General features: G+C 41.6%; 13 protein-coding genes, 1 rRNA gene and 1 riboswitch. All 14 genes read left to right on the top strand.

The genetic code is table 11. The features are described 5' to 3' along the window. Positions 1 to 77 (top strand): 5S ribosomal RNA (gene rrf, locus ACHUE4_RS09530); the annotation flags it as partial. Between the two features lie 855 nt (positions 78 to 932). Beyond that, on the top strand, positions 933 to 1475 hold the full coding sequence (locus tag ACHUE4_RS09525) for a DUF2179 domain-containing protein (RefSeq protein WP_394189366.1): 543 nt from the start codon (positions 933 to 935) through the stop codon (positions 1473 to 1475). Further along, positions 1472 to 1660, top strand: coding sequence for an NETI motif-containing protein (locus ACHUE4_RS09520; protein WP_394189364.1), 189 nt, complete (start codon positions 1472 to 1474; stop codon positions 1658 to 1660). Before ACHUE4_RS09525 ends, ACHUE4_RS09520 begins: the two co-directional genes overlap by 4 nt. 98 nt (positions 1661 to 1758) lie before the next feature. Next, a riboswitch (purine riboswitch) is annotated at positions 1759 to 1859 on the top strand. Positions 1860 to 2101: 242 nt separating this feature from the next. After that, positions 2102 to 2590 (top strand): 5-(carboxyamino)imidazole ribonucleotide mutase, encoded by a 489-nt coding sequence (purE, locus tag ACHUE4_RS09515; protein ID WP_394189362.1) that lies wholly within the window; start codon positions 2102 to 2104, stop codon positions 2588 to 2590. Continuing rightward, positions 2587 to 3711 (top strand): 5-(carboxyamino)imidazole ribonucleotide synthase, encoded by a 1125-nt coding sequence (gene purK / locus ACHUE4_RS09510; RefSeq protein WP_394189360.1) that lies wholly within the window; start codon positions 2587 to 2589, stop codon positions 3709 to 3711. Before purE ends, purK begins: the two co-directional genes overlap by 4 nt. Positions 3712 to 3724: 13 nt before the next feature. After that, positions 3725 to 5020, top strand: a complete 1296-nt coding sequence (gene purB / locus ACHUE4_RS09505) for an adenylosuccinate lyase (RefSeq protein ID WP_394189358.1) — start codon at positions 3725 to 3727, stop codon at positions 5018 to 5020. Positions 5021 to 5034: 14 nt separating this feature from the next. After that, positions 5035 to 5751, top strand: coding sequence for a phosphoribosylaminoimidazolesuccinocarboxamide synthase (gene purC / locus ACHUE4_RS09500; RefSeq protein WP_394189356.1), 717 nt, complete (start codon positions 5035 to 5037; stop codon positions 5749 to 5751). Beyond that, positions 5748 to 6002, top strand: coding sequence for a phosphoribosylformylglycinamidine synthase subunit PurS (gene purS, locus ACHUE4_RS09495; protein ID WP_394189354.1), 255 nt, complete (start codon positions 5748 to 5750; stop codon positions 6000 to 6002). Before purC ends, purS begins: the two co-directional genes overlap by 4 nt. Further along, a complete protein-coding gene (purQ, locus tag ACHUE4_RS09490) occupies positions 5999 to 6682 on the top strand; it encodes a phosphoribosylformylglycinamidine synthase subunit PurQ (RefSeq protein ID WP_394189352.1) in 684 nt (227 codons plus the stop codon). Before purS ends, purQ begins: the two co-directional genes overlap by 4 nt. Further along, complete coding sequence (gene purL, locus ACHUE4_RS09485; RefSeq protein ID WP_394189350.1) at positions 6666 to 8897, top strand: phosphoribosylformylglycinamidine synthase subunit PurL; 2232 nt, start codon at positions 6666 to 6668, stop codon at positions 8895 to 8897. The genes purQ and purL overlap by 17 nt, the downstream gene beginning before the upstream one ends. Then, positions 8873 to 10294, top strand: a complete 1422-nt coding sequence (gene purF, locus ACHUE4_RS09480; protein WP_394189348.1) for an amidophosphoribosyltransferase — start codon at positions 8873 to 8875, stop codon at positions 10292 to 10294. The genes purL and purF overlap by 25 nt, the downstream gene beginning before the upstream one ends. 11 nt (positions 10295 to 10305) lie before the next feature. Then, on the top strand, positions 10306 to 11370 hold the full coding sequence (purM, locus tag ACHUE4_RS09475) for a phosphoribosylformylglycinamidine cyclo-ligase (RefSeq protein WP_394189346.1): 1065 nt from the start codon (positions 10306 to 10308) through the stop codon (positions 11368 to 11370). After that, entirely contained in the window at positions 11360 to 11929 is a 570-nt protein-coding gene (gene purN / locus ACHUE4_RS09470; RefSeq protein ID WP_394189344.1) for a phosphoribosylglycinamide formyltransferase, read from the top strand. The genes purM and purN overlap by 11 nt, the downstream gene beginning before the upstream one ends. Before the next feature lie 99 nt (positions 11930 to 12028). Then, positions 12029 to 13564: a bifunctional phosphoribosylaminoimidazolecarboxamide formyltransferase/IMP cyclohydrolase gene (gene purH, locus ACHUE4_RS09465; RefSeq protein WP_394189342.1), complete on the top strand. Its 1536-nt coding sequence runs from the start codon at positions 12029 to 12031 to the stop codon at positions 13562 to 13564. Positions 13565 to 13587: the final 23 nt, after the last annotated feature.

The following is a 13587-nucleotide window of genomic DNA, read 5'->3' as shown; positions in this document are numbered from 1 at the left end:
CCGAACACGGAAGTTAAGCTCTTTAGCGCCGATGGTAGTTGGGGGTTTCCCCCTGTGAGAGTAGGACGTCGCTAGGCACTAAGAAATCAGTACCGAGAGGTACTGGTTTTTTTGTGTTCTTTTTTAGGTTTAGCGTGGTAGGGGATATCGTGTCATTCTCGATTTCGCGGGTGGTATTCAAGGATTGGCAGATCGTATTCTCCAATTGGCCGGTGCTATTCTAGCATTCGCAAGGCCTATTCTAGGATTCGGGCATCCCATTCTAAAATTCACGAAATCCAAACAATTGAACGCGCAAGAATGGTGTCAGTTGGCTTACCAACTGACACGTTTTCTGTTCCTGCGGTCTGTTCTACTGGATCAATGGCATTACTGGTTTTAGTTTTTTAGATATAGAGAGACCAGAATGAAGACATTCTCGATTTCGCGGGTGGTATTCAAGGATTGAATGAAGCTATTCTCCATTTGGACGATGCTATTCTAGAATTCGCATGGGCGATTCAAGGATTCGGGCATCCCATTCTAAAATTCATGAAATCCAAACAATTTAACGCGCAAGAATGGTGTCAGTTGGCTTACCAACTGACACGTTTTCTGTTCGTGCGGTCTTTTATACAAAATGAATGGGAATAAATGAAGTGTATAAAAGTAATCTTTTTAAATTTCAAATCTATATAAAGAAAACTGATCTTCTATTCACCATTGCTGATTGAAATGGAGGCGGCGACTCCGAGAGGATTAGCAAGAGCTTTAGACCCTGGACTGAGCACCGCGAGGGAAGCGGCTAAAGCCTTGCCCTCCGGAAAGCGTCCGCAGCAATAAAAATCAGCAGTTACATGCATTTTATGAATATCAGAATATGTATCCCTTGAAATATAAGTACAACTCTAATAAGATAGGGGCTTAATGGAGTTTGGGAAAGGTTGGTTATTATGACTTCGGAAGCAATTTTAATGATACTCATTATATTCACGATTAATATCGTATACGTCACGTTTTTTACCATTCGAATGATTATGACACTAAAAGGATATCGCTATTTTGCTGCAGCACTCAGTGTCGTTGAAGTTGTAGTCTATGTCGTTGGACTTGGACTAGTTCTTGATAATTTAAATGAAATTCAAAATCTAATTGCCTATGCACTTGGATACGGAACTGGCGTTATTATCGGCACAAAAATTGAAGAAAAAATGGCACTAGGCTATATCACAGTAAATGTAATCACGACGGAAGAGAATCGAACGTTACCCCGTTTATTACGCGATAAAGGATATGGCGTGACCGATTGGGAAGCGAACGGTTTAGAGGGAAATCGCAAAGCAATGCAAATTTTGACTCCTCGTAAATATGAATTGAAACTTTATGCCACGATTAAGGAACTTGATCCGAAAGCATTTATCATTGCGTATGAACCGAAGGCAATTCATGGTGGATTTTGGGTCAAAACGGTACGGAAAGGAAAGTTATTTAAATGAAGAAAAAGACTGTTTGGTTTGAAGTTGGAGAAACAGAATCGATTGATGAATGTCTTGAACGGATGAAGACGGAAGGGTATATGCCTATGGGCAGAAGAGAAGAGCCTGTATTCCAAGAAGTTGATGGTGAGATTATTCCGATTCGCCAAATTATCCAATTTAAAGGTACGTACATCTCTGAATAACCAATAAATGGGCTAAAAACCGAACAATAATGTTTTCTGAAAATTAATCGTTCGCATTTTAACGTTGACTGAACCATCATCACTTGTTAGAATATGAGTAGGTAAACATTAAATATCCCCATATATGCTAAGGAATTGGCTTTAGCGTCTCTACCAGGTCACCGTAAATGACCGGACTATGCGGGAAAGCAACTTTTGGATAAAGCAAAGGATGTGAGTCGGTATATGTATTTATATACGTATATGTCAGGTATTCATAGCCCTAGTTCTTTAAAGTCCTCAAGTAAACTGCTTTTCATGCATAATGAGCAGTTTATTTGGGGATTTTTTGATGGATACATGATTGACCTTCCGTAAGCGAAAGCTAAAGAGTGAAATGACATACTCGGGCGGAATGAAAATACCTTATACTTTGAAACTTAATCTAAGGGGCGATAGTCGATGGATGCGAAGATAGGCGTCATTATGGGAAGCTCAAGTGATTGGGAAACAATGAAATATACATGTGACATTTTAGATGAACTCCAAGTTCCATATGAAAAACAAGTTGTATCGGCACATAGAACACCGGATTTAATGTTTGAATATGCATCTTCAGCTAGAGCAAGAGGGATTCAAGTGATTATTGCGGGTGCAGGTGGTGCAGCGCATTTACCTGGGATGGTTGCTTCAAAAACGACATTGCCAGTTATCGGTATACCAATTCAATCGAAAGCTTTAAATGGACTGGATTCTTTATTATCAATCGTTCAAATGCCAGGCGGTGTTCCTGTTGCGACAGTTGCTATAGGAAAAGCAGGAGCAACAAATGCAGGTTTACTTGCAGCACAAATGCTTGCGATGACCGATCAAACGCTGGCTCATAATTTAGATTTAAGACGTGAAGCGACGAAACAAAAAGTGTTTGAAAGCAATGGTGATTTAATATGATTAAAACCATCTATCCTGGACAAACAATCGGTATTATCGGTGGTGGGCAACTAGGGCGTATGATCGCACTTGCTGCGAAAGAGGCTGGATTTAAAATTGCAGTTCTTGATCCGAGTATGGATTCTCCATGTGGCCAAGTTGCTGACATTCAAATTATTGCATCTTTTGACGATGAGACGGCTTTAGAAGAGCTTTCAGAAGTCAGCGATGTCATCACATATGAATTTGAAAACATTGATTATGAAGGCTTAAAGCGGTTATCTGAATATGCTTACGTACCTCAAGGTGCAGACTTGGTTCGCATCACACAAAACCGCATTACGGAGAAAGCTGAGATTCGTAAAGCGGGTGTCATAGTTGCTAATTACGTAGTAGCAACAAGTCATGTTGAACTTAAAGCATCGATTGAAGACATCGGTTTCCCTTGTATCGTCAAAACGGCTTTCGGTGGGTACGATGGTAAAGGCCAAGTCAAACTGAATTCAATAGAAGATTTACCTGAAGCAACGCCTTTATTCGAACATGGTGCCTGTATTGCTGAAGCATTTGTCCCTTTTACGAAAGAAATTTCAGTGATTGTACAGCGTAATGGCAAAGGAGAAACGTATTGTTTACCTGCTGGAGAAAATATTCACAAGCATCATATTTTACATGAAACGATTGTTCCAGCTCGAGTAACTGACGTGGTCTTAACACAAGCTACAAAAGCGGCTGAACAAATTGCGGATCATTTAAATCTCGTGGGTACTTTGGCAGTCGAAATGTTTGTACTAAAAGATGACACGATTGTGATCAATGAATTAGCTCCTCGTCCTCATAACTCAGGACACTATTCAATAGAAGGTTGTACGATTTCGCAGTTCCATCAGCATGTTCGTGCAATCTGCGGGTGGCCGCTTCGAAAGCCTGTGTTACACCAACAAACGGTGATGGTGAATGTGTTAGGTGAACATGTTGTTCCGTTATCAAACGCGATTCCTAAATATCCGAATTGGTCCATTCACTTATATGGAAAAGAAGAAGCAAAAACAAAACGTAAAATGGGTCATGTCACAATTTTGACTGACGATCTGAATGAAACCCTAAAACAAATCGAGCATTCTGGCATTTGGTCAGAATAGAAGGAGAACATATATGATTGAACGTTATACACGCCCTGAAATGGGAGCAATTTGGACAGAGCAAAACAAATACCAAGCTTGGTTAGAAGTTGAAATATTAGCATGTGAGGCATGGGCTGAACTAGGCGATATTCCAAAAGAAGACGTAGCGAAAATTCGCGCCAATGCTTCGTTTGATGTAAATCGTATTTTAGAAATTGAAGAGGAAACACGTCATGATGTAGTGGCATTCACACGTGCTGTTTCAGAAACACTTGGTGAAGAACGCAAATGGGTTCACTACGGTTTAACTTCTACAGACGTAGTGGATACTGCCCTTTCATACATCATCAAGCAAGCAAACGAAATTCTTCGTAAAGATTTAAATAACTTTGTTGAGATATTGGCGAATAAAGCTAAAGAACATAAATTCACAGTTATGATGGGACGTACACATGGCGTTCATGCAGAACCAACAACATTCGGTTTAAAACTTGCCTTATGGCATGAAGAAATGAAACGAAATGTAGAGCGCTTTGAAGCGGCTGCAAAATCGATTGAAACAGGAAAAATGTCTGGTGCGGTCGGTACATATGCGAACATCGATCCGTTCGTCGAGGAGTATGTTTGTGAAAACTTAGGAATTGCAGCATCACCAATTTCTACACAAACCCTTCAACGTGACCGCCATGCACAATACATGAGCACACTTGCATTAATCGCTACTTCTGTTGAAAAATTCGCTACGGAAGTTCGTGGTTTGCAAAAATCAGAAACGCGTGAAGTGGAAGAGTCATTTGCTAAAGGGCAAAAAGGATCTTCAGCTATGCCACATAAACGCAATCCAATCGGTTCAGAAAATATGACGGGTCTTGCTCGATTAATTCGTGGATACATGCTAACTGCTTATGAAAATGTTTCTTTATGGCACGAACGTGATATCTCTCATTCTTCAGCGGAACGCGTCATTTTACCGGATGCAACAATTGCTTTGAATTACATGTTAAATCGATTCGGCAACATCATTAAGAACCTAACAGTGTTCCCTGAGAATATGAAACGCAATATGGACAGTACATTAGGATTGATTTATTCACAACGTGTACTTCTCGCTTTAATCGACAAAGGACTAGCTCGCGAAGAAGCTTACGATACCGTTCAACCTTGTGCGATGGAAGCTTGGGAAAACCAAATTTCATTCCGCGGCGTGGTCGATCAAGATGAGAAAATTACTGCTCATTTGAATAAAGAAGAATTAGACGATTGCTTTGACTATAACTACCATATTCAACATGTCGACATGATTTTTGAGCGTCTCGGACTAAATTAATCGGAGGAATTCACGTGGAAAAAGGTCAACTTTTGTATGAAGGTAAGGCGAAACGATTATATACAACAGAGAAAGAGGACATTCTTTTTGTGGAATATAAAGATAGTGCAACTGCTTTTAACGGAGAAAAGAAAGCGGAAATCGCTGGAAAAGGAACGTTAAATAATCGAATCACTTCTTTATTGTTTGAAAAATTGAAGGCATCTGGCATTGAATCACATTTTGTTGAACAAATATCTGATCATCAACAACTTGTAAAAAAAGTAGACATCATTCCAATAGAAGTCGTTGTTCGCCAAATCGCAGCTGGGAGTTTAGCGAAGCGTCTAGGTTTAGAAGAAGGAACACAACTTCCTCGCCCAATCGTTGAATTTTACTATAAAGACGACGAGCTTGGCGATCCTCTAATTACGGAAGAACATATTGAACTGTTGAATATCGCAACTCCCGATGAAGTGAATACCCTTTATAAAATGGGTCTTCAAGTCAATGAAGTGTTGACTCGTTTCTTCAAGGAAATTGGTGTGATTCTCGTAGACTTCAAGCTAGAGTTTGGTAGAGACGCACAAGGAAATGTTCTACTTGCTGATGAAATTTCACCTGATACGTGCCGATTATGGGACGAAAAAACAAAACAAAAGTTAGACAAAGACGTGTTCCGACGTGACCTTGGTCAATTAACGGACGCATATGAAATTATACTTTCCCGTCTAGGAGGACAACCACAATGAAAAAAGTAAAAATCTATGTAACACTTCGCGAGAGCGTTTTAGACCCACAAGGTTCAGCGGTAATGGGTGCACTTCATACAATGGGCTATGACGAAGTAGCAGACGTACGCATTGGAAAATACTTAGAGCTTCAAGTGGATGACTCAGAACGTGAACTAGATGTGATTGTAAAGGAAATGTGCGAAAAATTACTAACAAATACAGTCATTGAAGATTATCGATACGATGTCGAGGAGGCTATCAGCAAATGAAGTTTGCAGTCCTCGTATTCCCAGGATCGAACTGTGATATAGATATGTATCACGCGATCAAAGACGAGCTGGGTGAAGAAGTTGAATATGTTTGGCATGATACGAAAGATTTAAGTGGCTACGACGGTATTTTACTGCCAGGTGGATTTTCGTATGGAGATTACTTACGCTGTGGCGCGATTGCTCAATTTTCAAATGTCATGAATGAAGTGAAGAAAGCAGCGGAAGCTGGTAAACCTGTTCTTGGTATTTGTAATGGATTTCAAATTTTAACGGAAGCGGGTCTTTTACCAGGTGCTTTACTTCGCAATAAAAATTTAAAATTCATGTGTCGCACAGCTGATTTAACGGTTCAAAATGCAGATACGATGTTTACGAATTCATATAAACAAGGGGACGTTCTTAAAGTCCCGATTGCACACGGTGAAGGAAACTACACATGTGACGCAGAAACGCTAGCTTCATTAAAAGCAAATAACCAAATTGTTTTCACATACAATGACAATCCAAATGGCAGTGTAGAAGATATTGCTGGGATTATCAATGAACGAGGAAATGTACTTGGCATGATGCCGCATCCTGAGCGTGCTGTCCATGAACTAATTGGTGGAACAGATGGATTAGCACTTTTCAAATCAATCGTTAAACAGTGGAGGGAATCTCATGTCAGTCATGCTTGAACCAAATCCGCAACAAATTAAAGATCAGAAACTATATACACAAATGGGTATGTCCGATGCTGAATTTGAAATGGTGGAAAACATTTTAGGCAGACTGCCGAATTACACGGAAACGGGTTTATTCTCGGTCATGTGGTCTGAACACTGTTCGTATAAAAATTCGAAACCGATTTTGCGTAAATTCCCAACGACAGGACCTCGTGTCTTACAAGGACCTGGTGAAGGTGCAGGGATCGTTGATATTGGAGATGGACAAGCAGTAGTTTTCAAAATGGAATCACATAATCACCCGTCTGCAATTGAACCTTATCAAGGTGCGGCGACAGGTGTTGGTGGAATTATCCGTGACGTCTTTTCAATGGGAGCACGTCCGATTGCGATGTTAAATTCACTTCGATTTGGGGAATTAACAAGTCCGCGCGTACGTTATTTATTTGAAGAAGTCGTTGCAGGAATTGCTGGATACGGGAACTGTATCGGGATTCCAACTGTTGGTGGCGAAGTGCAGTTTGACGATTGTTATGCAGGAAATCCATTAGTGAATGCAATGTGTGTCGGTTTAATTAACCATGAAGACATCCAAAAAGGGATTGCTTCAGGTGTTGGCAATACAGTGATGTATGTAGGAGCGAAAACTGGACGTGACGGTATTCACGGTGCTACTTTTGCATCTGAAGAGTTAAGCGAAACGTCTGAAGAAAAACGCCCAGCCGTACAAGTAGGGGATCCATTTATGGAGAAGCTATTACTGGAAGCTTGCTTAGAGCTAGTGAAATCAGATGCCCTTGTTGGGATTCAAGATATGGGTGCTGCAGGTCTTACATCATCTTCAGCCGAAATGGCATCTAAAGCTGGTTTTGGTGTTGAAATGAACTTAGACTTTATCCCACAGCGTGAGACTGGTATGTCTGCTTATGAAATGATGTTGTCTGAATCACAAGAGCGTATGTTAATCGTCGTGAAAAAAGGACGCGAAGCAGAAATCGAAGAGTTATTTGAAAAATACGATTTAGATGCTGTGTCAGTTGGACATGTTACGGATGATAAAATGCTTCGTTTGCTTCATAAAGGTGAAGTAGTCGCAGAAGTTCCTGCTGATGCTTTAGCTGAAGAAGCACCTGTTTACCATAAACCATCAAGTGTTCCAGCGTATTTCACGGAATACCAAGCGATGGATAATGTAGAACCTCAAGTATCTGATTATAAAGAAACACTGCTGAATTTATTAAAACAACCAACCATTGCTTCGAAAGAATGGGTTTACGATCAATATGATTATCAAGTACGTACGAGCACAGTTGTTACACCTGGTTCAGATGCGGCAGTCGTTCGCGTACGAGGAACGAACAAAGGCTTAGCGATGACAACAGATTGCAATTCTCGCTACATCTATCTAGATCCTGAAATGGGTGGCAAAATTGCGGTGGCAGAGGCTGCACGTAACGTCGTGTGTTCAGGTGCGAAACCACTTGCGATTACCGATTGCTTAAACTTTGGAAATCCAGAGAAACCAGAAATCTTCTGGCAGCTTGAAAAATCGGCTGATGGGATGGCTGCTGCTTGTTTAGCGCTTGAGTCACCAGTCATTGGCGGTAATGTGTCTTTATATAACGAACGTAGCGGTGTCGCTGTTTACCCAACACCAACTATTGGTTTGGTTGGATTAGTTGAAGACTTATCACATGTAACAACGCAAGACGTAAAATCTTCTGGAGACTTCGTTTACTTAATCGGAGAAACGATGACGGAGTTCGGTGGTAGTGAGTTACAAAAGATGGTCGAAGGACGTATTTTTGGGAAATCACCATTTATCGATTTAACAGTTGAAGCAGCTAGACAAGAAGCTTTATTAACAGCAATTCAATCAGGTTTGGTTGCTTCTGCACATGATATTGCAGAAGGTGGATTTGCTGTTGCGTTGGCTGAAAAAACGTTTGGTGCCAACAACCTTGGAGTAGACGTTACGATTTCTGGTTCAGCAATTACGGCTTTATTCAGCGAATCACAATCACGTTTCATTGTTACGGTTAAAGAACAAAACGCCAAAAGCTTTGAAGAGATTGTAAAAGATGCAGTGAAAATTGGGTATGTCACATCAGATCATGCCGTCATCATTCGAAATGAACGTGGCGAAGAGTGGATTTCAGGTTCTGTTGAAGAATTCAAATCTGCTTGGAAAGGAGCTATTCCATGCTTGCTGAACTCAGAGGGTTAAACGAAGAGTGTGGCGTTTTTGGAATTTGGGGTGACCCAAACGCGGCGCAAATTACGTATTATGGCTTGCACGCGTTGCAACATCGCGGACAAGAAGGTGCAGGAATTGTCGTGACTGATGGCAAGACGCTTCAAGCTGTAAAGGGCGAGGGTCTTGTGAATGAAGTCTTTAGAAACGGGAAGCTGGACCATTTAAAAGGAAGTGGCGCAATTGGTCACGTCCGTTATGCGACTGCAGGTGGTGGAGGAATTGAGAATGTTCAACCACTCCTGTTTCGTTCAACAACTGGTAGTTTAGCGATTGCCCATAACGGTAATTTAGTAAATGCCAATCATTTAAAGCAACATTTAGAACGCCAAGGGAGTATTTTCCAAACGTCTTCAGATACGGAAGTTTTGGCGCATTTAATTAAAAAGAGTGGCTACTCGACTTTTGAAAAACGCGCTAAAAATGCGTTGTCTTTACTTAAAGGTGCCTATGCATTCATTATGATGACAGAAGATGAAATGACGGTTGCTCTTGACCCGAACGGCTTACGTCCACTTTCACTTGGAAAGCTTGGAGATGCTTGGGTTGTTGCTTCAGAAACATGTGCTTTCGATATTATCGGGGCAGAAGTGGTTCGTTCAGTTGAACCTGGCGAGTTGCTCATCATTAACGATGAAGGGTTGCGTGTGGAACGTTTTGCTTTTCCTGCGAAACGCGCGATTTGTACGATGGAATATGTGTATTTCTCACGTCCAGATTCAGACATCGATGGCATCAATATTCATACAGCACGAAAACGTTTAGGAAAAGAACTGGCGAAAGAAGTCCAAATTGAAGCAGATGTTGTAACTGGTGTTCCTGACTCGAGTATTTCTGCAGCGATTGGTTTTTCAGAATCAACAGGCATTCCTTATGAGTTAGGCTTAATAAAAAATCGCTATGTAGGTCGTACGTTCATACAACCTTCCCAAGATTTACGTGAACGCGGTGTGAAGATGAAGCTATCACCCGTTCGACAAGTGGTTAACGGCAAGCGTGTCGTCATGGTGGATGATTCGATTGTGCGGGGAACTACTTCTCGCCGAATTGTGACGATGTTAAAAGAAGCGGGCGCAACGGAAGTCCATGTAGTCATCAGCTCGCCGCCAATCAAAAATCCTTGTTTTTACGGGATCGATATAAGTACAAACGCTGAATTAATTGCAGCGAATAACAGTATTGAAGAAATGCGTGAACTGATCGGTGCAGACTCATTAACCTTCCTATCGGTTGAAGGAATGGTGCGAGCGATTGGACGTACAGATGAAGGTCCTGAAGCTGGGCATTGTCTAGCTTGTTTTACAAATAATTACCCAACTGAAATTTACCCGGATACAATTTTACCGCACGAAAAAGAATTGGCTCGCTAGGAGGCGATTGTGTGTCGAAAGCATATGAACAAGCTGGTGTGAACATTGAAGCTGGCTATGAAGCTGTAAAACGAATGAAATCGCATGTTGACCGCACGGCACGTAAAGGGATTATGGGTGCTTTCGGCGGTTTTGGCGGCATGTTTGACTTGTCGGCCTTAGATTATAAAGAACCTGTTTTGATATCTGGAACAGATGGTGTTGGTACGAAGCTGAAATTAGCTTTTATGACGGATACGCACGATACAATCGGCATTGATTGTGTTGCAATGTGTGTAAACGATATTGTCGCTCAAGGCGCAGAACCATTGTTTTTTCTCGATTATTTAGCTGTAGGGAAAGCAGAACCTGCAAAGATTGAGCAAATCGTTAAAGGTGTAGCAGATGGATGTGTACAGTCTGGTGCTGCTTTAATCGGTGGAGAAACAGCTGAAATGCCGGGACTTTACGAAGAAGATGAGTATGATGTTGCTGGTTTTGCAGTTGGAGTTGCAGAGAAGTCTCGACTAGTGACTGGCGAACGAATTCAAGCTGGTGACGTTTTAGTCGGTCTTGCTTCAAGCGGAATTCATTCGAATGGATTTTCATTAGTGCGTAAAATCGTATTTGCAGACCAAGGATATGAAATCGATTCGTATGTAGCGGGTTATGAAGAATTAGGACGTATTGGTAAAGGGCTTCTTGAACCAACAAAGATTTATGCAAAACCGGCTCTTGATATCCATCAAAACTTAGATGTCCATGGAATGGCTCATGTTACAGGTGGGGGTTTCTATGAAAACTTGCCACGTATGATGCCTGCAGGGCTTGGCGTTGAAATCAATCTTGGCTCATGGCCAGTACTTCCTGTTTTCCAAATGTTGAAGGATAAAGGTTCTTTATCAGATCGTGATTTATACAATGTCTTTAATATGGGCATTGGGTTTGTCATTGCACTTCCTGCTGAACAAGCAAAGGATGCGATTCGATTAGCGCTTCAACATGGTGAAAAAGCTTATGAAATCGGACAAGTAGTGGATGTCACGGGTGTTCATTTCAACGGAAGACATGACGGGAGTCTAGGCGATGAAAAGTAAGCCGAAAATTGCCGTTTTCGCTTCAGGAAACGGCAGCAATTTTCAAGCGATAGTTGATGCGACGAAAAAGCATGATTTACATGCGGACGTCGTTGCCGTAGTGACCGATCGTCCTCAAGCGTATGTAGTTGAGCGTGCAGCATCGGCGGGAGTTCCTGCAATTGCTATTCGACCAAAGGACTTTGCTTCTAAAACGGAGTATGAGCAAGCAATTTTATCTGAATTGAAAAAACTAGATGTTGAATGGTTAATATTAGCTGGATACATGCGTCTTATTGGTGAAACATTGCTCAAGGCTTATGCGAATAAAATCGTCAATATCCATCCGTCGCTCCTTCCTTCATTCCCAGGAAAAGACGCGATTGGGCAAGCACTTGCTCACGGTGTCAAAGTGACAGGTGTAACGGTTCATACGGTTGATGCCGGCATGGATACGGGTCCGATTTTAGCGCAAAAAGCCGTCGATATTGAAGGCTGTAATCGAGAACAAGCAGAACAACGCATTCATGCCATCGAGCATGAGGTCTATACAAAAACGTTACAACAACTATGGAGTTAACGGCCCGCGTGTTGTGGGTCATGAAGGCGTTGCGAAACGATATCGCGAACTTAGCCTTCGTTCCTTTATAAAAATCTTTTCTAAAATGGAGGTCTTTGGGTGTCGAAACGAGCGCTTATCAGTGTATCAGATAAATCAGGAATTCTTGACTTTGCAAAAGAACTGGAACAGTTAGGCTATGAAATTTTATCAACAGGTGGAACGAAAGCTTACTTACAAGAAAATGGGGTAGCGATTACGCCAGTTGACCAAGTAACAGGTTTTCCTGAAATTTTAGGTGGGCGTGTCAAAACGTTGAACCCGATGATTCATGGAGGTCTTCTTGCTAAACATGACGACACCGATCACCAAGCACAAATGCTTGAACATGGCATTTTGCCTATCGAAGTAGTTTGTGTGAATTTATATCCTTTCCGTGAAACGATTTCTAAACCAAACGTCACGGCAGAAGATGCTATTGAAAATATCGATATCGGCGGCCCAGCAATGCTTCGTGCATCTGCGAAAAACCATGCTTACGTAACGGTCATCACAGATGCAACAGATTACCCAGCAGTTTTGGCTGAATTAAAATCGGATGGCAAAACAACGATTGAAACCCGTCGACGTTTAGCTGCGAAAGTATTCCGTCATACGGCTTCATACGATGCCTATATTTCAGGCTATTTAACAGATCTTGCTGGCGAAGAATTTCCAGAGCAAGTTACATTTACATATGAATTAAAACAGCCACTACGTTACGGGGAAAATCCACATCAAAAAGCCGCGTTTTACAAGCGTGCACTAGGTTCAGATTTCTCCATTGCATCAGCTCAGCAGTTACATGGGAAAGAGCTGTCTTACAATAACATTCAAGATGCCAATGCGGCGATTCAAATTGTAAAAGAATTTGATTTAGCGGCAGCAGTAGCTGTCAAACACATGAATCCATGTGGTGTGGGAACAGGAAGTACAATTTCTGAAGCATTCGCAAAAGCGTATGAAGCCGATAGCATGTCCATTTTCGGTGGCATTGTAGCACTAAATCGCGAAGTCGATGTAGAAACGGCGGAACAACTTTCAGGCATTTTCTTAGAAATTATTTTAGCTCCTTCATTTACAGAAGAAGCACTATCGATTTTAATGAAAAAGAAAAACATCCGTTTGTTAACCATTCCTTTTGAACAAAATAAGCAAGATCAATGGAACACAGTGTCCATTGAGGGTGGTTTATTAATACAAGAACCTGATCGCTACGGATTTGCAGAAGCTGACGTGCGTGTAGTAACGGATCGCGAGCCCACTGAAGAAGAGTGGACAGCTTTAAAACTTGGATGGAGTGTTGTCAAACACGTGAAGTCTAATGCCATTGTGGTAACGGACGCGCAAATGACACTTGGCATCGGAGCGGGTCAAATGAATCGCGTCGGTGCAGCCAAAATTGCTTTAGAGCAAGCTGCGAATAAAGCGCAAGGTGCAACACTTGCATCTGATGCCTTTTTCCCGATGAATGACACAGTAGAAGCAGCAGCTAAAGCAGGAATCACGGCTATTATTCAACCAGGCGGATCTGTGAAAGATGACGATTCCATTCAAAAAGCAAATGAGTATGGAATTGCGATGGTGTTTACTGGCGTTCGTCATTTCAAACACTAAATTCGTCCGATATTGCTAAGGTC

It is taken from the genome of Paenisporosarcina quisquiliarum (genome assembly GCF_043641925.1).
Taxonomy (GTDB): domain Bacteria; phylum Bacillota; class Bacilli; order Bacillales_A; family Planococcaceae; genus Paenisporosarcina; species Paenisporosarcina quisquiliarum_A.
Note: the sequence above shows the minus strand (reverse complement) of the source record. Positions and strands in the feature narration are given on the sequence as shown.

Bases quoted from the DNA above. Each gene is read 5' to 3' on its own strand.
- ACHUE4_RS09525 (WP_394189366.1), top strand. From the start codon at position 933: ATGACTTCGGAAGCAATTTTAATGATACTCATTATATTCACGATTAAT.
- ACHUE4_RS09520 (WP_394189364.1), top strand. From the start codon at position 1,472: ATGAAGAAAAAGACTGTTTGGTTTGAAGTTGGAGAAACAGAATCGATT.
- purE (WP_394189362.1), top strand. From the start codon at position 2,102: ATGGATGCGAAGATAGGCGTCATTATGGGAAGCTCAAGTGATTGGGAA.
- purK (WP_394189360.1), top strand. From the start codon at position 2,587: ATGATTAAAACCATCTATCCTGGACAAACAATCGGTATTATCGGTGGT.
- purB (WP_394189358.1), top strand. From the start codon at position 3,725: ATGATTGAACGTTATACACGCCCTGAAATGGGAGCAATTTGGACAGAG.
- purS (WP_394189354.1), top strand. From the start codon at position 5,748: ATGAAAAAAGTAAAAATCTATGTAACACTTCGCGAGAGCGTTTTAGAC.
- purQ (WP_394189352.1), top strand. From the start codon at position 5,999: ATGAAGTTTGCAGTCCTCGTATTCCCAGGATCGAACTGTGATATAGAT.
- purL (WP_394189350.1), top strand. From the start codon at position 6,666: ATGTCAGTCATGCTTGAACCAAATCCGCAACAAATTAAAGATCAGAAA.
- purF (WP_394189348.1), top strand. From the start codon at position 8,873: ATGCTTGCTGAACTCAGAGGGTTAAACGAAGAGTGTGGCGTTTTTGGA.
- purN (WP_394189344.1), top strand. From the start codon at position 11,360: ATGAAAAGTAAGCCGAAAATTGCCGTTTTCGCTTCAGGAAACGGCAGC.